This window comes from Chroococcidiopsis thermalis PCC 7203, from assembly GCF_000317125.1.
GTDB classification, from domain to species: Bacteria; Cyanobacteriota; Cyanobacteriia; order Cyanobacteriales; family Chroococcidiopsidaceae; genus Chroococcidiopsis; species Chroococcidiopsis thermalis.
In genome coordinates this window covers 4,767,218-4,788,377 of sequence record NC_019695.1, presented here as the reverse complement: position 1 = coordinate 4,788,377, position 21,160 = coordinate 4,767,218, and the positions used below count along the sequence as shown (strand labels likewise).

The window sequence follows — 21,160 nt, the reverse complement described above, 5'->3', positions numbered from 1 at the left end:
GCAGGAGGTCTAATGTACAGACTTTACATGTAACGTCTGTACAAAGTTATCAGTTAATTCCGACTTACGAATTACGACTTACGACTTACGACTTTACAGGTGGTAATTCATGCAAAATCGTGAAGCGAATATGATTAATTGCTAAGTCGCCAATTGAGATTTCTTCTTTATTCAGCGGTACGCCATTGCTTTTCACAGTTTCAAAAGAAATACCTTTGCCAATTTCAATGTGATACCAGGCTAAACCCATAAAAAATCTAGCAGGGTAGGGACCTTGTTCTACTACGTCGTCGGGGTTTGATTCCATCGGCAACCACAAGTCTAGTCCTGGTAAGTAAAATTCTACCCAAACGTGGTTAAAATCTGGTTGCAGGGGGACTTGCTGGTGTTCGGCATAGGGAGGACACTTGTAGCGTCCGATTGTACGACAAGCGATTCCATTTAAGCGCATCAAAGCCAGTAAAACACCAACATATTCGCCACAGGAACCAACACCGCGATCGAGAACAATATCGGGCGTGTCGATGTGTGGTTTAATCCCGTAGGATAATTGGTCGTAGACGTAATTGCGGATACTGTACATCTGGCGCAGAATATTGGTTTCGCTACCGATCGCCTCGCGAGCAGCACGACGGACGATGTATGATTCCATTGCTAATTCATCATCATCTACCAAATAACGCTGGGCAAATTCTGGCGGGAGAGGAGGGATATTTTCTACTTCTCTAGGGGCAATGCGATACTTGATGCTGCGAACTTCAACGATCGCTTTCCAACCGAAAACATGGCGATCGCCTGTTGTTAAATGGTCGAATTTAAATACTGCGACTCGCTGTCCGTCTTGGATTTCTTCTGTAAAAGGCAGACCAATCGGTTCAACGTGAACGACTTTTTGACGGTCGGTGGATGCAGGTAAAGCAATTCGCCACTCTACCTGTTCTAAGTCTACTTCGTCTAGCGGCGATAATTCCTCAGCATAGACCATTTCGATCGCGTAGCCGTTGGAAAGAGCGTAGTGTCCTTGGGAGTTGTAGTGGTATTGCAGCGGATGGATAAAGGTGCGATCGCGATAGGTTAATTCGTGCGATGGATCTAAATTAGGATTATCCCTGATATACGCCTCTTCTGATGCATAAGCGACGTAGAGTAATGTCTCATTAGTTTGTGGCTGGGTATAAAAAGTCAACCCCGTGGGACATTCAAACGGAGTCAGGACGCTAAATTGAATGTCCCCCGTAGCGCGATCGAGACAATACACTGTCTGTTCCGTGCGATCGCATACCCACAAATTCTCTTCCTTAACTGTAATGTTTTCTATCCCTACCCCTGGAGCAAAAAATCTGGTAATTTGTCCCCCTGTATTACTGTCAAAAATTAAGATATAGCCTGCTTTTTGACAAGTGATGTAAATTGTCGATCTCCACACTGCGACCCCATCGGCAGTGTAAGGTAAGGTAACAAAAGGTTTGAGTTTAAATTCTCCCCACTGGCAATAGTAAACCGTATCGTCCCGCGTACACCACAGAGTGTCTTCCCACACCGCGATTCCCGTTATGTCAACAAACTCTTCTGCGGTTTGCCAATTCAAAATTGTGGTGTTGTCACTAACTGGATCGATTTGCAGCAAATACCCTTTGACCCGATCGATGGCTAACAGGCGATCGCCATAACTGGCAATACCATGCAAGGCTGCTGCACCAAAAGGTCTAATTGTCCGTTGCCAAAGGGGTTGACTCATATGCGTGCGTGAGGGACAGGGGGGACAGGGGAGACAAGGGGGACAAGGGGGACAGGGGAGACAGGGGAGACAAGGGAGACAAGGGAGACAGGGGAGACAAGGGAGAAAAAACCTACACCCTACACCCTACATCCCACACTCCACACCCTACACCCTTTCTTCACCCACCACTCAAAAAGGAGACAAGTAAAGTATATGAATTGCAATTTTATACTGTCTGTCGAATACAGGTAAGTACCAAAAGAGACAAGAAGCAAGTATAGAGATGCAGCGATTCAATCGACGCTTAATCGGCAACTGCTCCTATAATTACAATTTAAATACAATCGAGCGGATCGATATTTACTTTTTTCATCTAATTTGATAGGGTGAACTCTGCCCACTTTTTCTGCAAGATTAAGTAGGGTTGGGATTATCCGCCCTACTTTACTGTTCGCTCCTAAGATTGCTCATGTTAAGAATCCAGAAGCTTAATAAATCTTACGGAAAAAGACGAATATTGCAAGACCTAACTTTGCATATCTTACCAGGAGAAATTTACGGTTTATTAGGGGCAAATGGAGCAGGAAAAACAACTGTAATAAATATTATTTGTAATCTTCTACAAGCAGATAGCGGAGAAGTTAAGATCGGCGATCGAGCAGTTTCTGATGCTACCAAGAAAATTATTGGTATTGTCCCCCAAGAAAATTTACTCTACAAAACCTTAACTTGCACGGAAAATCTTAATTTTTTTGCCCAGCTTTACGGTATTTCAGTTAAGCAAAGAAAGCAGCAAATTCAGTCTTGTTTAGCTGCTGTCAACTTATTAGACTGGGCAAAAACTCCTGTAGAAAAACTCAGTGGAGGCATGAAACGGCGATTGAATATGGCGATCGCTTTAGTTCATCAACCCAAATTAGTTATTTTAGACGAACCAACCACAGGTTTAGATGTAGAGGCGCGTTATGAGATTTGGGATTTAATTCTACAACTCCAACGTCAAGGGACTACTATTTTACTCACCACTCATTTATTAGAAGAAGCCGAACGTCTTTGTCACAGAATTGGAATTTTGAAAAATGGTCAAATTGTCGCTGAGGGTAGTTTAGCTCAACTACGTCAATACATATCTGCTGAAGAAATTATTATCGTGCAGACAGATGAAGCGGAAAAAGCGATCGCCCGGGCAATAGAATTAGGTTTCAACTATCGTTACTATGGCAGAGATCTTGCTTTTTGGCTCCCAGAATCTTTAGATTTAAAAGAAATTATTTCTCTCTTTGAAGGTATTCCTCTTAATGCTATCTCCCGTCAACCCGTGCGACTAGAATATATTTATTTAGAAGTGACTAAATCAGTGGCTAGTGGTTAGTGAGTAGTGAAAATACAAATGACAAATGACCCATTACCCATTACCCATTACCCATTACCAATCCTCCCATAATATAAGTAGCATGTATAGCGCGATCGTCTCCCATAATGACTAAGGTAAATATTCTTTCTGCTAATTCTTCTAAAGATGTTGGAGTTGCGTCAGAATTACGAAATGCCATTAATGGTGTAGCACGCGGATCTAAGACAACAAAATCTGCTTCTTTACCAGGATTAAAATTACCAATTTTAGCTTCTAAATTGAGTGCTTTTGCTCCTCCTAAAGTTGCTAAAAATAGTGTTTGAAAGGGTGAGAGCTTTTGTTGCCTTAGTTGAGCGATTTTGTAGGCTTCGTTTGCGGTTTGTAGGAGAGATACACTCGTTCCGCCACCTACATCTGTACCCAAACCAACTTTCACAGGATAATCTTTTGATTTAGCTGTTTCAATTCTAAATAGTCCGCTACCTAAGAATAAATTTGATGTCGGACAAAATGCGATCGCAGCATTTGCTTGAGATAATCTATGAAACTCTGCATCAGTTAAGTGGACTCCGTGGGCAAACACAGAGCGATCGCCTACTAATCCAGCGCGATCGTACACGTCTAAATAACCCTGACTTTCTGGAAATAATTGCTTGACAAATGCAACTTCATCTACATTTTCTGATATATGAGTATGCAAATAAACATCGGGAAATTCTTGTAAAAGTCTTCCAGCAATTTGTAATTGCTCGTTGGTTGAAGTTATGGCAAAGCGGGGAGTTACAGCATAAAGCAAGCGGTCTTTTTTATGCCATTTCTGAATGAGAGCTTTTGTTTCTTGATATGATGTTTCTGCGGTATCGGTGAGAAAATCTGGAGCGTTACGATCCATCATCACTTTACCAGCGATCGTTCGTAGATGGCGGCGGTTAGCTTCCTCAAAAAAAGCATCTACAGATTCAGGATGAACGGTAGCAAATACTAATGCTGTTGTCGTACCATTTTTCAATAATTCATCGAGAAAGATAGCTGCTACTTTTTGAGCATAGGTTTTATCTTTAAATTTCCCTTCTGTAGGAAATGTATATTTGTTCAACCACGTTAGTAATTGTTCCCCATAGGAAGCAATCATTTCTAGTTGGGGAAAGTGAACGTGAGTGTCAATAAATCCTGGCATTATCAGCATCCCAGGATAAGCAGTTATTGAAATTTCTTTGTATTTGTGCTGGAGGCTATCGTAGGTTCCTATTTCTTTAATTTTGCCATCTTCTAAAACTAATAATCCATCAGGAATATAGCGCACGCTTTCTAATTCAGATACATAGAATGGATCGGCAATAAAATCTAAAAACGAGCTACGAAAAGCCTTAAGAGATGACATAAAGAATCTCTGATGAATGTAGTCCGTGTAGAGACGTTGCATGTAACGTCTCTACACGGGAAACTGTGCGCCCCTACGATTAACTTCTCAAATTCAAACTAAATTTCTCTACTAGAGATTCTCTGACTTTTTGATGCACGGGTTCTACTTCTGCATCGGTCAAAGTGCGATCGCTTGCCCGATAAACTAATCGAAAAGCCAAACTTCTTTGTCCTGCGGGAACACCTTGACCCCTATACTCATCAAATAATTCTACCGACTCTAGTAGCTGACCACCTGCATGAGCGATCGCCCGTTCTAATTCTGCTACCGAGACATCTACGGGGGCAAAAAAAGCAATATCTCTGTCGGCAGCTGGGTAAGTAGAATAAGGTTTGAAGCGAGGAACGAGCATTTCCTCTACATCCAAAGCATCAAATAGCAAATCTAAATCGAGTTGAAAAACATAAACCTCATCCGGTAAACCTCTTTCTTGCCGTAACTGGGGATGCAACTGTCCGAAGACACCTAAGCGGTTTCCTTGCAACCACAAAGAAGCCGTTCGTCCTGGGTGCAAGCGCGTATCTTGTCGGCTGGGTTGATATTCAATCGACAATCCCAAACGCTGAAATACGCTGTCTAATATACCCTTTGCCTCATACCAACTCATAGGGCGATCGCGTCCGGCGCTGACCCATTTACCTTGCGTTGGATCGCCACCTAAAATCCCTCCAATCGCCTCCATTTCATCGATCCCAGCTTCATCTTGAGTGAAGATTCGCCCAATTTCAAAACCATTGAGCGCCCCATTTCCCTGTTCCAAATTGTATTGGAAGGCATCGACTAAACCAGCAATCAAATCTGTCCGTAGGGCTGCATATTCGGCAAATAAAGGGTTAGCCAGCACCACCTGCCGATCTTCCCCTGGTTTCACTAAAGAATAGTGCATCAACTCTGTTAATCCTGCTGCCCGCATCGCTGCTCGGATTTGCCGCGTTAGCTGTTGTTCGACCGAAAGAAAGCCAAATTCTGTTGCTTCTGGCAGCGTGGTGCAGAATTTATCGTAACCGTAAACGCGGGCAATTTCTTCAATTAAATCGATTTCCCGCTCTAAATCGCGGTAGCGATAAGGTGGTACGGTAACGATCCAGACTCGCTCTTTTTCTGCGTCTGGTGTGACTTGACAGCCTAACGCCGTCAAGATTTGTTGCATTTCGTCTGGCTGTAATTCTCCATCCGTATCGCCCAGATCGACTAAGCCTAAAATTTGATTGACGCGATCGAGGCGCAGTTGAATCGATCGCGATAGCGTACCCATATCCGGTCTGCGATCGGCAATTTGCTGACTTACCGCTGTACCCCCAGCTATTTGCTGGATTAAACTAATGGCGCGACGACAGGCTAATTCTAATTCAGCATAATTCACACCGCGCTCGTACCTTGCCGAAGCTTCTGTACGCAACCCCAAACTGCGCGCTGAACGACGGATCGCCACAGAATCAAATAACGCTGCTTCTAATAATAAATTTTGCGTTGTGTCGCCAACTTCCGTTGCTTCTCCTCCCATCACTCCAGCTAAAGCTACAGGTTTGTCGTTGGCAGTAATCAGCAGAGTTTGGCTTGTCAGGTTGCGGCTTTGTCCGTCTAAAGTTTTTAAACTTTCTCCCGATTCAGCAAAGCGAACGCCAATGGTAATAGGTAGGGGCGCACTGCTGTGCGCCCTTACTGCTAATAAGCGATCGCGATCGAATGCGTGTAGCGGTTGTCCCCACTCCAACATAATGTAGTTGGTTGCATCCACCACATTATTAATCGGTCGCATTCCTGCTGCTTGCAAGCGCTGTTGCAACCATTCGGGAGAAGGTGCAATTTTTATTCCTTCAATAACAGTACCGATATAAGCCGGACAAGCTTGCGGTTGGAGAACGGCGATCTCTAATCCCTCTGTTGTCGGAATCGACAAAGCATCTGGTTGTGGTAATCTCAGCGTTGCTCCAGTTAAAGCTGCCACTTCCCGTGCAATCCCTACCATGCACAACGCATCAGCACGATTTGCCGTTGCTGTCAAGTCTAAAATTGTGTCGTCTAAACCTAGAAGGGGGCGAACGTCATCACCCAACTGTAGGGGCGCACGGCTGTGCGCCCCTACTTCATCAAAAATATGGATACCAGCAGATTCTTTAGATAAGCCTAGTTCTGCTAGGGAACAAATCATGCCTTCGGAACGCACTCCCCGCAGATTGGCAGCACGAATTTTTACGTCAATTTTAGGTAAGTAAGTGCCGACGGTAGCAACTGCTACATAGATATCTGCACGTACATTCGGTGCGCCACACACAATATTTAAAGGTTCACCTTTGCCAATATCGACCTTCGTAACGCTCAATTTATCGGCGTTAGGGTGGCGCTGACACTCCAGCACTTTGCCGATGACGACACCATCAGCCCAAGTACGACGGTCTTCGATCTCTTCCACCTCGAAGCCAGCCATAGTGAGCGTATGAGCCAACTCCTCTGGAGTCATCGTTATATCGACTATTTCCCGCAGCCAGTTCAAAGAGATACGCATGGAGTGTGTTTGCTTGTTTCAATCGCAGCTCATCTATCTTACAAAATTCTCGATCCAAAACCTACGTGCTTTTACCCCCTAGTCCAACAGTTGGCTAATTGATATTTAAACAAAACTCACAATTACCCGATATTGCTGCCAATAACTTTAGCAATTCTTCAACGATTCTCCGCAAGACTAACCTAGTAAAAGTCAATTTTTATTTGAATAATTGATTCAGAGTGTAACAATTCTGTTTGCTTCTATTGTTTGCGTCCATTGTGCAACGTCGAGTCTGTTATGAGCTACTGCTTAAATCCAACTTGCCAGTCTCCAGAAAACCCAAATTCTGTCGCACAGTGTCAGTCTTGTGGGTCGCCCCTGCAAAAACTGCGCGATCGCTACCGCGTGACGCAAGCACTAGCCCAAGGTGGCTTTGGTGCAACCTTCTTAGCTCAAGATGATAGTTTACCCGGACAGCCCTGGTGCGTCATCAAACAACTGCGCCCTTCAATCAATACTCCTGAAGTTTTGACAATGGCGCGGGAATTATTCGCCAGAGAAGCACAAACCCTTGGCAAAATTGGCAATCATCCCCAAGTGCCAAGATTATTAGACTATTTTGAAACCGATCGAGAATTTTATCTAGTTCAAGAATTCGTCAACGGTTTAACCATCCAGCAAGAGATCAAACGTAAAGGTCTAATGAGCGAAGCTGGAGTCAAGCAATTTTTAAGTGAAATTTTAGGAATTTTAAAATACATTCACTCGCAACAAGTTATCCATCGAGACATCAAGCCCAATAACTTGATCCGCCGCAGTGAAGACGGCAGACTTGTCTTAATTGATTTTGGTGCGGTCAAGAATCAAGTTAGCAAAACCTATAGCAGCCAAATCGAAAATACCACCCTGACTGCTTTTTCTGTGGGAACAAATGGCTTTGCACCACCAGAACAAATCGCCATGCGTCCAGTCTACGCCAGCGATATTTATGCTGTGGGCATCACCTGTATTTTCCTTTTAACTGGAAAATCTCCGAAAGATTTTGACTATCATCCTTCTACAGGTGAAATGCTCTGGGAACAAGAAGTCAGAATTAGTCAGCACCTAACTACCGTTCTGCGGAAGATGGTTGAGGCTTCCGTGCGCCACCGCTATCAATCAGCTGATGATGTCCTCAAAGCTTTGGAGATGGAACCATACTTCGACAGCATCTCGTCTGGGATGGCTACACAAATTCGCTCGCGCCCTACGAGTACCCCTGCTTCCCAACCATCTCAACCTTCGCAACCAGTTTATTCTGGCTTGAATTCCCATCAGCAGTACGTAGCAGCATTAGCTCAGAATATTCGGGCGCGGCGCGAGTTGGGTGCTACGACTGGTGTAAATACTCAAATGACTCGCCAACAGCCAGTTGCTGCTAGAGCAAATGCCGTAACAACCGTAAAAACCCCTAGCCCAACCAAATTAAAATCCAAAGAAGTGGAGCGTTTAGACTCTGGTAGTTTACTAAATGCATACATCAATGGCAGAAGAGATTTTACCTCTCAAGACTTGAGCGCGATCGATTTACGGAGAAAAAATCTTGCTGGTATTAAATGTTACGCTTCCAGGCTCGATCGCGCAAACTTGCAAGAAGCAGTTTTGTGTAACGGTGATTTTGGGCAAGCTTGTCTCAGTCAAGCCAATCTGAGAAATGCCGTATTGACCAAAGCATACATGAGTTATACCGATTTGTCGGGAGCCGATTTACGCGGTGCAGATTTAAGCGGTGCTTATTTGAGCAATGCTAACCTCAGAGGCGCAAATTTGTGCGGTGCTAATCTAACTGGTGCGACTCTTTCTGACGATCAGCTGGCACTAGCTAAGACTGATTGGTTTACTAAAAAACCTAACAGAAGGGGATAGTTTAAATTGCTGCTGAGTAAGCTTCATCCATTTTAAGTGTTGTGCCAGAGATGAATTTGGCAGCATCAGAAATTAGAAAAGCTACCGTTTTAGCTAGCTCGATATAAGTCGCAGGACGACCGTACATTAAATCTTTTGGTACGTTCCACCCAATAAGTTCTTCCATACTATCCGCTACAAAAAAAGGGGCAACGGAATTCATCCGAATTTTATCTGCTCTGTAGCGTTTGGCATATAGTTTCGTAAATCCTTCCATTGCAGCCCGCAGCGTCCCGCTAAAGGGCGTTCCTAATTCTGGTTCGCGCGAATCGCAAGCTGATATATTGACGATCGCCCCGCCTCCTTGTTGTCGCATTGGTTCCGTTACCAGTCTTGCCATGCGGACGACGCTGAGAAACAGCATTTCAAAATTCTCCTGCCACATTTCATCGGTTATAGAAAGTAAATCCGGTCGCGGCGGATCGCCAAAATTATTCACAACGGCATCAATGCGCCCAAATTGACTCAATGTTGTTTCCACTAATTGCTGCAAATCTTCGGCATTGGCGATCGATCCCTGCGTGGCAATTCCACCTAACTCCGCTGCTAAGTCGAATATACTCTGGTTTCGCGATATCAAAGAAACCTTGTAACCCCGTGCTGCTAACTCTCTGGCACAACCCGCCCCAATTCCACGACTGGCAGCCGTAATTATGGCAACTCGTTGGATATTCATGACCAATTTAATCAAATTTTTACTTTACAAAGCATCGTACTATCTTTCACGCGACTTTGTAAAGACATTTCTTTATTTAGTTTTGCCTCCAGTCTTGATGATTCGCAATCGCGCCTGTGGTATCGATTGCAACCCAAAATCTATCTCAGGAAGAATAGAGAAAGCGATTCATCCGTCATATGGTAGAAGATAGCAGCTAACTAAGGTATGCAATAGATACCTCTAAGCATTCCATGCCAAAAGTTACCCGCTCCCAGATTGCTTCCTACGGGGTTGCTATCCTTGCCGTAATGCTAGCTCTGGCGCTCATGTTGGGGCTAGACTCTTGGCTGGGAATGACAAAAACTCCGTTTTTGCTGTTTTATGGGGCAGTAGCGATCGCGGCTTGGTATGGAGGGTTAAAACCTGGAATAGTAGCAACTGTCTTATCGATTCTATTCAGCAATTACTTCTTTCACTACCCGACTTATACATTTATAGTTGACCTGCCCGACTTGCTACGGCTAGGATTGTTTGCCTTACAAGGAGTCATGATTAGCTATCTATGCGAGGAGTTACGCATAGCAAAGCACAGAGCAGAGATCGATCGACAGCGCGAACAAAAAGCCAAAGATCGAGCAGAGGCAATGCAACAAAGATTGGCTTTTTTAGATCTTGCCAACACCGTACTCACATCTTCTCTGGACTATGAAACAACATTGCGATCGGTTGTAGAACTGACTATTCCCAAATTTGCCGATCTCTGCACCGTCGATATTCTCCCCGCAGACATGGCGATTAATCCTTTGGCTGCCGTTCAAGCCAAAGACCCCAATCGAGCAGACTTGGTGCGTCAACTTACAGCTACCTATCCCTTAGATTTAAACGACCAAACACACCCAATTACTAGAGTTTTTCACACAGGGCGATCGGAATTAATTCCTGAAGTCACAGATGCCAACTATGTAGCTATGGCGCGAGATGCCGAGCAGTTGAAATTTTTTCGGCAACTAGGGATTAAATCTGCGATTTGCGTACCGTTGATTGCAGGTAGAGAAGTGTTTGGCGTACTGTCGCTGATGCTGACAACTTCTCAGCGTCATTACTGTAATGAAGATTTAACCCTAGCTGAGGAACTGGGACGGCGCGTCGGGTTGGCAATGGAAAACTCTCGCTTGCATCGCCAATTAAAGCAAGCAATGCAGCGACAAGAAGCAACCCTGGCATTGATCGATACTTGGTTAGCTAGTTCTCCTGTCGGTTTAGCTTTTTTAGACACCGATCTCCGCTACGTCCACGTCAACCAAGCTTTGGCAGACATTAATGGCATCCCCCTCAAAGACCACTTCCATCGCAGCGTGCGAGAAGTGCTACCAGCGTGGGGCGATACGCTAGAACCAGTTTTGCGGCAAGTGATGCAAACGGGAGAGCCACTGCTTAATCAAGAACTTAGCGGTGAAACAAATTCCCCAGGAGTTTATCGCCATTCTCTGGTCAATTTTTATCCCGTTTGTCTGGCAAACGGACAGACATTGGGTGTAGGTGCAACTGTAGTCGATATCACTCAACTCAAACAAACTCAAACATCACTGAGTCAACGGGAAGCTGAATTAAGCCTAATTACCAACACCGTACCCGCGCTGATTGCCTATGTCGATCTTAACCAGCGCTATCGCTTTGTGAATCGGACCTACGAACAATGGTTCGGTCATCCCGCTACAGAAATTTGTGGCAGGCATATACGGCAAGTCTTAGGCGAAGCTGCTTACGAGAAGATTCGCCCTTATGTAGAGCAAGCACTAGCAGGACGAGCAGTTAGATACGAAAGTCAAGTTCCCTATCAAGATGGCGGAGTGCGTTACATCGAAGCAGTCTATATTCCTCAGTTCGACAGTCGAGGACAGGTAGAGGGGTTTGTCTCTTTAGTCAGCGATATGACCGATCGCAAACGTGCCGAACTAGAGCGCGATCGCCTGTTGCAGCAAGAGCAAGCAGCACGTCAACTTGCAGAGTTAAATATCCAGCGAGTTTACCAATTACAAAATTTGACTGCGGCTCTAGCTCAAGCATTGACGACAGAGCAAGTCAGAGAAATTTTACTGCATCAAGGACTAGCTGCCTTCAATGCCACAAGAGGCTGGATCGGTTTGCTGCATAAAAATGGTAAAACGGTAGAGATTGTCTGCTCGATTGGCTACCAGGAAGCAGAAATTGCCCCCTATCGGCGCGTTCCGCTAACGACACCCCTTCCCCTCACCGATACAATCCGCACCGGGGAAATGGTCATCGCGCGATCGCCTGCTGAATATCAACAGCTTTATCCGAGTCTCGCAGATACATATATTGCTTCTGGTTCTCAAGCAATTGCCAGCTTACCATTGACAATCGAAGGGCGAACAATCGGTTCTTTAGGGCTAAGTTTCAACCAGCCCCGCGATTTCGATGTGGCAGAACGTGCCTTTATGATGACACTTGCACGGCAATGCGCCCAAGCTTTAGAGCGATCGCGATTGTACGCTGCTGAACAAGTGGCAAGAGAGGTAGCAGAATCCGCAAATCGGATTAAAGATGAATTTTTAGCCGTACTATCCCACGAATTGCGATCGCCCCTCAACCCGATCCTCGGTTGGGCAAAACTGTTGCGATCGCGTCAATATAATGAAGCAGCCAGAAACCGCGCCTTAGAAACTATCGAGCGCAATGCTAAACTCCAAGCCCAACTCGTAGACGATCTGCTTGATGTCTCCCGCATTCTCCGAGGCAAACTCGCGTTAAAATTTGCTCCTGTGAATCTAGTCAGCACGATCCTCGCTGCAATGGAAACGGTGCAACTAAGTGCTGAAGCGAAGCAGATTCATTTAGTTTTTGAGGGAGCAGGGACGAGCTGGGAGCAGGGACGAGCTGGGAAAGACAAGGGGGACAAGGGGGACAAGGGAGACAAGGAAGCAGCAATTACAATCCAAAATCCAAAATCTAAAATCCAAAACTTCCCGACTCCCCTAGTTCTAGGGGACTCAGGACGATTGCAACAGGTGGTATGGAATCTGATATCTAATGCGGTTAAATTTACTCCTGCTGGCGGACGGGTAGAGATTTCACTTCAACTTCCGAATCCCGACTCCCACTCTCCCACTCCCGACTCCCAAAAATCTGTCCAAATCCAAGTTTCCGACACTGGCAAAGGCATTAGTCCTGATTTTCTGCCTTATGTATTCGATTACTTTCGCCAAGCCGATAGCAGTACAACTCGGACTTTTGGCGGATTGGGTTTAGGACTGGCGATTGTACGTCACTTGGTAGAGTTACACGGTGGTACGGTTGGGGTAGAGAGTCTGGGGGAAGGACAGGGAGCTACGTTTACTGTGACATTACCTGTGTTGGAAGGGAGTCGGGAGTCAGGAGTCGGGAATCGGGAGATGCATCACTCGCCATCCAATAGTCAGCAATTACCACTGCAAGGCGTGCGCGTACTAGCAGTAGACGACGATCCAGATATGCGAGAGTATGTGACTTGCGTGTTACAACAGCATGGAGCAGAAGCGACGGTCGTGAGTTCGGCAGAAGATGCATTAGTGGCTTTGTCTCAACAAATGCCGGATATCATTTTGAGCGATATTGGGATGCCGCTGATAGATGGTTATATGTTCCTAGAAAAAGTCAAAAATATAATGCAGTCTCGATCGCTGTCAATTCCTGCAATTGCCCTAACTGCTTATGCTGGAGAATACGACCAACAAAAAGCAATTACCGCAGGATTTCAGTTGCATTTGCCTAAACCTATAGACCCTGATGAATTGGTGAAAGCGATCGCGGAGATGGTCTCGACAACTCGCTCCGGCGACCGCTCCTAACGCAACAAATAATTCATCTCGATGACGCTATTCAGTTATTATGCGTGTCGTTTTTGATGCCAGTTCCAAGCATGACTGATAATTTTATCTATCTCTGGATATTGGGGATTCCAACCCAGAATTTTTCTGGCTTTTTCACCACTACCGACGAGTGCAGGCGGATCTCCAGCGCGGCGATCGCTTTCTACAACTTTAATTTCTCTTCCCGTAACTTGCTTGGCAGTATCGATGATTTCTCTAACTGAAAAACCATTACCGTTACCTAAATTAAAAATTGTTGAATCTCCACCTTGTAACAGATATTCCACGCCCAGAATATGAGCATCGGCTAAATCGCTAACGTGGATGTAATCGCGAATACAAGTTCCATCAGGAGTATCGTAATCAGTCCCAAAAATTGAGACAGACTGGCGTTTACCTAAAGCTGTTTGCAGTACCAAAGGAATTAGATGAGTTTCTGGATCGTGGTCTTCTCCTAACAATCCGGTTGGATCTGCACCAGCAGCATTAAAATAGCGAAAACAGACAGATTTTAAGCCATAGGCAACATCAAAATCCGTCAAAATTCGCTCTACCATCAATTTAGTTGCACCGTAGGGGTTAATTGGGCTTTGGGGATGGTCTTCGGGGATCGGTACTGTTTTGGGTACGCCGTAGGTAGCGCAAGTAGACGAGAAGACGAATTTATCGATCGATGCAGCCTGCATTGCCTCTAGTAAGGTGAGCGTGGCAACGACGTTATTACGATAATATTTATCTGGGGTCGTGACAGATTCGCCCACATATGCATAAGCAGAAAAGTGCATGACAGCGGCGATGTCGTACTTAGCAAATAATTCGTCTAGTAAGGGGCGATCGTTAATATCACCAACAATCAAATCCACTTGTAAAACCTGTTCGACTAAATCGCGATGACCGTAGACTAGGTTATCGAGAACGACTACGCCGTATCCAGCTCGTTTGAGTGCTAATACTGCATGGGAACCAATATATCCCGCTCCACCAGTAACTAAGATTGTGGGTTTTACAGACGACATTCTCTTCTCCCCTTTGCTGCAACAATCTTTTAATGTAACTGATTATTTAGTTGTCAGGGAGCAGGGAAGAGAGTTGAGGGAGCTGGGGGAGAAAAACTACTTCTGTCTTCTGTCTCCTGCCTTAACCATTACTAGTTCCAGCGCTAAGTATCTGTTATGTGAGTTTGCCCAATTTAAACATCTCAAGTTCCATCTTGTAGTATTTATGAGTCCGTCCAATTGGTATCATGTTCAATCTTTGCATCACGCGAATTGAAGTTGTATTTTCGGGTCTAGCAACTGAGTAGATTGTGGGTAATTTTAGAATATTAAATCCATAGTTAAGAATTGCCCTGGCTGCTTCCGTGGCGTATCCATTTCCCCAAGCAGACTTCTTGAGATGCCAACCGATTTCATAATCTTGTGTCCATTGTTCTGCTTCATCTCGCAAGGGAATGAGAATAATCGTACCGAGAATTTCAGGCGTTGCTTTACTTACAACTGCCCAAAAGCCTCCACCATTAAGTTGAGTCGATAATATTACCCAGCGTTGAAGTAGTTTAATTGCGTCTTCAGTACTAGTAGTTTTAGTTTTAATAAATCGCGTCACTTCTGGATCGCTATAAATTTGAAAAGCCGATTCTGCATCCTCTTCAGGAATCCAGCTACGAATCGTGAGGCGATCGGTTTGGGCAATGGTAGTCATAGCCTTTGGTAGCATGAAATACACAATCCGTAGTAGGGGCGCACAGCTGTGCGCCCCTACCAGTATATTGCGATCGAACCAAAATATTTCAGTTATCGCTTTGCATCATGAGGTGACATTAAATCCCTTGTTGCTTAGCAATCACGCGATCGCGCAAACGTAACAGCGGCTTGTCATGAATTCCGACACTATTTAAACCATCTACAGTTTGAAACAAATAATCAGCACTAGAACCGAGTTCACCCTTAGCAGTGGCAAGAGTATCAACAGTAGCGTCAAAAGAAATATTACCCGCGTAGCCCGAACGACGTCGATTCACAACAAAAGCGATCGCCTCTACAACTTGCTTATCGTGATAAAACTTGACCCAAGTAGGAACGTAGGAACCAACAATCATTTCTCGCCGCCAGACGATGGTTAATTCCGACATGACATTAGCCGCAGCGATTCTGTAGGCAATGCCGCGACAACTACCACCGCGATCGAGTCCCAAAACCAAACCAGGGTTATCCGGCGTACCGCGACCGAGGGGAGTCCAGAGGCAAAAACGGCGATGCAAACCGTAAATCGTACCAGTGCGATATTCAGCAAAATGAAAAATTGGGTTCCAAATCAGAGAACCGTAAGCAAACAACCAAATATCAGAATTGGGTTTTTGTCGTGCTAAAGTTTGTTGAATAGATGCCTGCAACTCCGCCTCGCTTAGCAGGAGTTTTCCCAATTTAGATTGAGCGATCGCTTTTTGTAGCAGCCCTGATTCGAGATAGGCGCGGGTGAGAATCATAGCAACGGCGAGAAGAACTGCCTCAGACTTCAACCATCCTACAATAGACCTGTTGCAGATAAAACTCAAGAAAGCGCATTTGCAATAAGTCTAAGATATCTACCAAATCATCTTGCTGCGGTTTTGAAGCGTTTCTACGTAAGTAGCTAGATTCAAGTTAACCAACAGAACCATACACTATCTAAGTAGTGGAAAGCGGGTGAGGTAGTGAGAATAGGGCGTAACAACTGGCACATTTTCCCAAGACTATTCAGATGGCTGCGACATCTCCCCTCAAGTCTGCGTACTCTACTGCTTGTGGCGGTTTACGTTTTAGCTGGACTAGGTCTAGAAGAATTAGCCTCTGTCTTTGACACGGCGGCGGCGATCAGCCCTTGGGATCCATCAGCCGGACTTCACTTCGTACTTTTGTTGGGGTTTGGTCTGCGCTATACTCCTGAGTTGCTGCTCATTCCGTTACTACATATGTTAGTGGTGAGCCCACTAAACATTGCTCCGTTATACGTGTTGCTCTGTGCTATCTGGATAATGCTAGGCTACAGTCTAGCTAGTGCTTTGTTGTTGCACAAGTTACACATCGATCCATACCTCCGCCGTTTTCGGGACGTTTTTAGATTTACTATTGTCACCTTTATCACATCGCTTGTAGTTTCTGGGCTATATGTAACGACGTTAGCAGCAGCTGGCAGTCTTTCTTGGTCTCAATGGACGGTGCAAGTCATCCGCGAATGGGCTGGAGAGGCTACTGGCATTGCGATGTTAGCGCCACCGCTTTTGCTTTTGTTACGCCTAGCATCTGAGGCTAAGTGGCAGGATACTCAAGAAAGACCGACGCAGCAGATCGGCTCAGGTCGGTTGAGGAGTCAAGCGGTGCTAGATTACAGCATAGATATGACTGCTTTAATTTTCGCTATCTGGCTCGGTTATGGATTTCCACCAGGATTATCTTTAGAATACAGCTATTTTGTGTTTTTGCCGTTGATTTGGATTGCAGTGCGGCACGGATTCGAGCGAGCAGTGCTGGCAGTTTTAATCATCAATATTGGTGTCACGCTCCTGGTTTACATTCGCTCTGGGAATAATACATTAGCCTTACAGTTTTGCTTGATGACAGTTTCATACACGGGTTTGCTTGTGGGTGCTGCGGTTACAGAACGCCAGCGAGTAGAAGCGTCACTGCGAGAGAGTCAGCAACAATATCAAAATTTGTACGATTCTGCTCCCGATTCCTATGCCTCGATCGCAGTTAATGGAATTATTAGATCGATCAATCAGATTGGTGCTGATTTTCTAGGCTACCGCAAACAAGAATTGATCGGCAGACCGATTTGGCTGACGATTTACCAACCAGATTGGCAGTTGGCTCAACAGTGGTTGGATAGAGTCTTGAGGGAAAGGTTGGTCACTAGTGAAAATGAACTGCGCAAAATTCGTAAAGATGGCTCGGTTGTGTGGGTTCGCGAACGCAGCCAACTACTATTTGACCAAGATGGAACGCCTACGGAGTTGCACGTAATTTGTCGAGATATTACAGAGAGTAAGCACGCAGAGGAGCAACTGCTGCACAATGCGTTTCACGATGCCCTCACTGGTTTACCCAATCGAGCTTTATTCATGAATCGCCTAGAGCGTGCGGTGGAATATAGTAAACGAGATGAAGATTATCTATTTGCTGTCCTCTTCCTTGACTTAGATCGTTTTAAAGTAATCAATGATAGTCTCGGGCATACACTTGGAGATGAATTTCTCATAGCTATTGCTAGAAGAATAGAAGCTTGCATACGCCCTATAGATACGGCGGCGAGACTTGGGGGAGACGAATTCACTATCTTGCTTGAGGGTATTGATGACATCAGCGACACTATCCAAGTCGCAGAACGAATACAAGCCCAACTGACATTGCCCTTCAATCTAGGCGGGCAAGAGGTATTTACTACAGCAAGTATTGGCATTGTTCTGAGAACGACAAGTAATAACCATCCAGAAGACCTACTGCGCGACGCTGACATCGCTATGTACCGAGCCAAGAGCTTAGGTAAAGCGCGATACGAGATCTTCAACCCAGAGATGCGCAATCGCGCCATCGCACGCTTGCAGATGGAAACGGAGCTGCGACGAGCGATTGAGCGTCAGGAGTTTCGGATTCACTATCAGCCGATCGTATCGCTGCAAACTGGTAGAATTGTAGGCTTTGAGGCGCTAATCCGCTGGCAGCATCCAAATCGAGGTCTTGTTTACCCAACCGAGTTCATGTCCATTGCAGAAGAAATCGGGCTAGGTCTTGCTCTAGATCGGTGGGTGCTGCGGGAAGCTTGTCACCAACTTCAACAGTGGCAAGAGCAATTCTTATCTAGCCCAGCTGACGAGGAAAGCGCCGCGAGTGATTCCTCAAGAGCAATTCAATCCTTAACCATTAACGTCAATCTTGGTACTCCCCAGTTTGGACAAGCTGAGCTGCTACAGCACATCGATCGAGTCCTACAGGAGACTCATCTAGATGCTTCTAGTCTACAGCTAGAGATTACAGAAAATGCGATTATGCAGAATGATGAAGCGGCAAGTGTCATGCTCTCGCAACTCGGAGCGATGGGAATTCGGTTGCTCGTTGATGACTTTGGCACTGGCTATTCATCTTTAGGTCGTCTTCACCGCTTTGCGATCGATATGTTGAAAATCGATCGCTCTTTTGTTAGCAATATCGGGACTAGTGCGGTCAGTCTAGAAATCACTGAAACAATCGTGACGCTTGCCCAAAAGCTTGACGTAGACGTGACAGCAGAAGGAGTAGAAACAGCAGAGCAATTAGCCCGGTTGAGAGAGTTGAACTGTGGATACGGACAGGGATATTTTTTCTCTATGCCACTAGAAGCTTCAGCAGCAGAGGCATTGATCGTGACAAATCCACGGTGGTGAATTGAGGCGATCGCACTTTATTCTTTTGTACAAAAACCGTTAGAGCAAGAGCAAGGAAACACAGGCAGATAATTACAAATTATTCTGACTCCTGACTCCTGACTCCTGACTCCTGTTTACTTCACAGCTGCTTCTCGCGCTGCGGCTGCTTGGTCGGGATGAATGCCCAAGCGAGTCAGATTGATCCGACCTTTGCCATCGATTTCTCTGACTTTGACAATCACTTCATCACCAACTGTGACTTCGTCTTCGACTTTCCCTACACGATAGTCAGCCAGTTGAGAAATGTGGATCATGCCTTCTTTTCCAGGCAAAAATTCTACAAACGCGCCAATGGGAATAATTCGAGTCACGCGACCAGCGTAGACTTCTCCTTCTTGTAGCTTGCGGGTCATTCCCTGAATGATGTTACGAGCTTTTTTCGCTTTGCTCTCATCCACTGCAGAGATAGTCACCGTGCCATCGTCTTCAATATCGATTTTGGCTCCAGTTTCTTCGGTGATCCCTTTAATTGTTTTGCCACCAGGTCCGATAATCATGCCGATCAGATCTTGCTCGATCTTAATTGTCAGCAGACGCGGGGCAAAGGCTGACATTTCGCTACGCGGCTGGTCGATCGCCTGAAGCATTTTTTCCAAGATGTGCATCCGTGCGGGACGCGCTTGGTCAATGGCTTGCTTGATCGTTTCCAGAGGCAGCCCAGAAATTTTCATGTCCATTTGCAGGGCTGTAATTCCTGTATCCGTTCCAGCCACTTTAAAGTCCATATCGCCCAAGAAGTCTTCAATCCCCTGAATATCAGTCAGGACGCGGACTTCGGAACCTTCTTTAATCAGTCCCATCGCTGCCCCACTCACGGGTTTGAGAATCGGAACGCCTGCATCCATCAGGGAAAGAGTGGAACCGCAGACCGAACCCATCGACGTAGAACCATTAGAAGAGAGGACTTCCGACACTACGCGAATGACGTAGGGAAAATCAGCTTTGGGTGGTAGAATGGGCAGGATCGCACGTTCTGCTAGGGCTCCGTGACCGATTTCCCGCCGACCTGGGGCGCGCAGAGGTTTTGTTTCCCCAACCGAGAAGGGCGGAAAGTTGTAGTGATGGATATAGCGTTTTTCTAGGTCTTCTTGCAGATCGTCCGACAAGTTTTGAGCATCGCCTGGTGTCCCTAGAGTACAGGCAGACAGAACCTGCGTCAGACCGCGATTGAATAAACCGCTACCGTGAACCCGCTTGGGTAAAACATCAACTCTACAGGAAACAGGGCGTACTTCGTCTAGTTTGCGTCCGTCAACCCGCACGCCATCTTCAACAATTTGCCGTCGCATCAATTGCTTGGTCAAATCTTTGAAAGTGTTACCCAGTGCTTTGCTTTCGGTAGTCGTAATCACCTTTACCGGATCTTCTTCTGGCAGTTCCGCGATCGCTTCGGCAACAGATGCTTTCACTTCATCAAGGGCAGCATCGCGGCTATTTTTGTCAAGGTCAAACTGCGAGAGAATTTGTTTGATTTGAGTTTGGGCGCGATCGCGAATGAAGTCTGTTAAAGTAGAATCCACTTCTGGCGGTGTGACTTGTGGCGGTTCGACCCCTAACTCTTTGAGAAAGTCTTGTTGAGCAGCGATCAAATCTCGCACGGCTTCGTAGCCGAAATCGATCGCCTCAACCATATCCTGTTCTGATAGCTGGTTAGCTCCAGCCTCTACCATAATCACGCCGTCTGGAGTGCCTGCTACCACCAGATCCAAATCTCCGGCTTTAATTTCAGCATAGGTAGGGTTAATAATAAAATCATCTCCTACCAAGCCGACGCGCACGGCTGCCATTGGTCCATTAAAAGGAATTTGCGCCAGCATCACCGCCATTGATGCACCCGTTACCGCTAGCACGTCCGGCGGGACTAACTCATCCATTGCCAGAGTCGTCGCCACGACTTGCAGATCGTCCCGCAGCCAACCAGGAAACAGCGGACGCAAGGGGCGATCGATCAAGCGGCTCGTCAGAATCGCCTTTTCTGGCGGGCGACCTTCACGCCGCAAGAAACCACCTGGAATTCGACCGACAGCGTAGAGTCTTTCTTCATAATCTACCGTCAGGGGAAGAAAATCAATGCCTTCTCTGGCTGTACTTCGGGTTGCAGTAACTAAAACTGCCGTATCGCCTGATTGAATTAACACTGCTCCCCCAGCTTGAGGGGCTAACATACCTACTCTAAGTCGAATATCCCTTCCATCGAAGGATATTGACCTATCCATCTCTACCATTTAGTTTTTTGTCCTTCTTAATCGCTATTCTGATTCTGT

Annotated in this window: 13 protein-coding genes; 5 read left to right on the top strand and 8 right to left on the bottom strand. The window is 45.8% G+C overall.

The annotated features are described in order from the left end of the window. Positions 1-85: 85 nt before the first annotated feature. The gene (locus CHRO_RS20680; RefSeq protein ID WP_015156171.1) at positions 86-1,738 is read right to left on the bottom strand and encodes a transglutaminase-like domain-containing protein; all 1,653 of its coding nucleotides are present in this window, start codon (positions 1,736-1,738) and stop codon (positions 86-88) included. Between the two features lie 8 nt (positions 1,739-1,746). Between CHRO_RS20680 and CHRO_RS30760 the strand changes: the two genes are divergently transcribed. Together CHRO_RS30760 and CHRO_RS20670 are read left to right on the top strand one after the other, a co-directional pair. Beyond that, the gene (locus tag CHRO_RS30760) at positions 1,747-2,001 is read left to right on the top strand and encodes a collagen-like triple helix repeat-containing protein (RefSeq protein WP_181824212.1); all 255 of its coding nucleotides are present in this window, start codon (positions 1,747-1,749) and stop codon (positions 1,999-2,001) included. A gap of 188 nt (positions 2,002-2,189) precedes the next feature. Further along, positions 2,190-3,092, top strand: coding sequence for an ABC transporter ATP-binding protein (locus CHRO_RS20670; RefSeq protein ID WP_015156170.1), 903 nt, complete (start codon positions 2,190-2,192; stop codon positions 3,090-3,092). A gap of 40 nt (positions 3,093-3,132) precedes the next feature. On the opposite strand, the gene guaD is transcribed toward CHRO_RS20670, so the two are convergent. Together guaD and pheT are read right to left on the bottom strand one after the other, a co-directional pair. After that, positions 3,133-4,455 (bottom strand): guanine deaminase, encoded by a 1,323-nt coding sequence (gene guaD / locus CHRO_RS20665; RefSeq protein WP_041462563.1) that lies wholly within the window; start codon positions 4,453-4,455, stop codon positions 3,133-3,135. A 79-nt stretch (positions 4,456-4,534) separates the two neighbouring features. Continuing rightward, a complete protein-coding gene (pheT, locus tag CHRO_RS20660) occupies positions 4,535-7,003 on the bottom strand; it encodes a phenylalanine--tRNA ligase subunit beta (RefSeq protein WP_015156168.1) in 2,469 nt (822 codons plus the stop codon). A gap of 279 nt (positions 7,004-7,282) precedes the next feature. Between pheT and CHRO_RS20655 the strand changes: the two genes are divergently transcribed. Next, the gene (locus CHRO_RS20655; RefSeq protein WP_015156167.1) at positions 7,283-8,890 is read left to right on the top strand and encodes a serine/threonine-protein kinase; all 1,608 of its coding nucleotides are present in this window, start codon (positions 7,283-7,285) and stop codon (positions 8,888-8,890) included. A 1-nt stretch (position 8,891) separates the two neighbouring features. Here the strand turns inward: CHRO_RS20655 and CHRO_RS20650 are convergent, their stop codons facing one another. Continuing rightward, on the bottom strand, positions 8,892-9,605 hold the full coding sequence (locus tag CHRO_RS20650; protein ID WP_015156166.1) for an SDR family oxidoreductase: 714 nt from the start codon (positions 9,603-9,605) through the stop codon (positions 8,892-8,894). 233 nt (positions 9,606-9,838) lie between these two features. On the opposite strand from CHRO_RS20650, the gene CHRO_RS33515 reads away from it, so the two are divergent. After that, a complete protein-coding gene (locus CHRO_RS33515; protein WP_015156165.1) occupies positions 9,839-13,435 on the top strand; it encodes a PAS domain-containing protein in 3,597 nt (1,198 codons plus the stop codon). A 38-nt stretch (positions 13,436-13,473) separates the two neighbouring features. Here the strand turns inward: CHRO_RS33515 and galE are convergent, their stop codons facing one another. The 3 genes from galE to CHRO_RS20630 all read right to left on the bottom strand — a co-directional run bounded on the left by galE (position 13,474) and on the right by CHRO_RS20630 (position 15,941). Next, the gene (galE, locus tag CHRO_RS20640) at positions 13,474-14,472 is read right to left on the bottom strand and encodes a UDP-glucose 4-epimerase GalE (RefSeq protein ID WP_015156164.1); all 999 of its coding nucleotides are present in this window, start codon (positions 14,470-14,472) and stop codon (positions 13,474-13,476) included. Positions 14,473-14,626: 154 nt separating this feature from the next. Next, positions 14,627-15,157, bottom strand: coding sequence for a GNAT family N-acetyltransferase (locus CHRO_RS20635; protein ID WP_015156163.1), 531 nt, complete (start codon positions 15,155-15,157; stop codon positions 14,627-14,629). A gap of 118 nt (positions 15,158-15,275) precedes the next feature. Next, on the bottom strand, positions 15,276-15,941 hold the full coding sequence (locus CHRO_RS20630) for a gamma-glutamylcyclotransferase (protein ID WP_015156162.1): 666 nt from the start codon (positions 15,939-15,941) through the stop codon (positions 15,276-15,278). A 297-nt stretch (positions 15,942-16,238) separates the two neighbouring features. On the opposite strand from CHRO_RS20630, the gene CHRO_RS20625 reads away from it, so the two are divergent. After that, on the top strand, positions 16,239-18,854 hold the full coding sequence (locus tag CHRO_RS20625; protein WP_015156161.1) for an EAL domain-containing protein: 2,616 nt from the start codon (positions 16,239-16,241) through the stop codon (positions 18,852-18,854). A 116-nt stretch (positions 18,855-18,970) separates the two neighbouring features. Here the strand turns inward: CHRO_RS20625 and CHRO_RS20620 are convergent, their stop codons facing one another. After that, positions 18,971-21,121, bottom strand: a complete 2,151-nt coding sequence (locus CHRO_RS20620) for a polyribonucleotide nucleotidyltransferase (protein ID WP_015156160.1) — start codon at positions 21,119-21,121, stop codon at positions 18,971-18,973. Positions 21,122-21,160: the final 39 nt, after the last annotated feature.

Excerpts from the sequence above, each read along its gene's own strand:
- CHRO_RS20620 (WP_015156160.1), bottom strand. The coding sequence starts at position 21,121 with ATGGTAGAGATGGATAGGTCAATATCCTTCGATGGAAGGGATATTCGA.
- CHRO_RS20630 (WP_015156162.1), bottom strand. The coding sequence starts at position 15,941 with ATGATTCTCACCCGCGCCTATCTCGAATCAGGGCTGCTACAAAAAGCG.
- galE (WP_015156164.1), bottom strand. The coding sequence starts at position 14,472 with ATGTCGTCTGTAAAACCCACAATCTTAGTTACTGGTGGAGCGGGATAT.
- CHRO_RS33515 (WP_015156165.1), top strand. The coding sequence starts at position 9,839 with ATGCCAAAAGTTACCCGCTCCCAGATTGCTTCCTACGGGGTTGCTATC.
- CHRO_RS20670 (WP_015156170.1), top strand. The coding sequence starts at position 2,190 with ATGTTAAGAATCCAGAAGCTTAATAAATCTTACGGAAAAAGACGAATA.
- CHRO_RS20680 (WP_015156171.1), bottom strand. The coding sequence starts at position 1,738 with ATGAGTCAACCCCTTTGGCAACGGACAATTAGACCTTTTGGTGCAGCA.
- CHRO_RS20650 (WP_015156166.1), bottom strand. The coding sequence starts at position 9,605 with ATGAATATCCAACGAGTTGCCATAATTACGGCTGCCAGTCGTGGAATT.
- guaD (WP_041462563.1), bottom strand. The coding sequence starts at position 4,455 with ATGTCATCTCTTAAGGCTTTTCGTAGCTCGTTTTTAGATTTTATTGCC.
- CHRO_RS20655 (WP_015156167.1), top strand. The coding sequence starts at position 7,283 with ATGAGCTACTGCTTAAATCCAACTTGCCAGTCTCCAGAAAACCCAAAT.
- CHRO_RS20635 (WP_015156163.1), bottom strand. The coding sequence starts at position 15,157 with ATGACTACCATTGCCCAAACCGATCGCCTCACGATTCGTAGCTGGATT.
- pheT (WP_015156168.1), bottom strand. The coding sequence starts at position 7,003 with ATGCGTATCTCTTTGAACTGGCTGCGGGAAATAGTCGATATAACGATG.